This is a genomic window from Komagataeibacter melomenusus (assembly GCF_013155395.1).
Taxonomy (GTDB): Bacteria; Pseudomonadota; Alphaproteobacteria; order Acetobacterales; family Acetobacteraceae; genus Komagataeibacter; species Komagataeibacter melomenusus.
The window spans coordinates 1-255 of record NZ_JABJWC010000133.1 but is presented as its reverse complement, the minus strand read 5'-3'; the positions used below and the strand labels follow the sequence as shown (position 1 = coordinate 255).

Genomic DNA, 255 nt, shown 5'->3' with positions numbered 1-255 from the left:
TGCCAAAACGGTCTGGCTGTGTCAAAAGCGTCTGACCCAGGCGGGTGCGATCGATGGGCTGTTCAACCGCTTTGATGCCACCCTGCGCAACGCCGGGTATTTGCCGATGTCAGGCCAGATCCTGGATACCACGCTGGTAGCGGCTCCGAAGCAGCGGAACACCAATGCAGAGAAAGCCGATCTTCGGGAAGGACGTATTCCTGAAGACTGGCAGGACAAACCCGCAAAGCTGTCGCACAAGGATCGTCATGCGCG

Annotated in this window: 1 pseudogene; it reads left to right on the top strand. The window is 58.4% G+C overall.

The window, feature by feature from the left end:
• Nucleotides 1-255 (top strand): annotated as a pseudogene (locus HNW77_RS18245) (IS5/IS1182 family transposase); the annotation flags it as partial.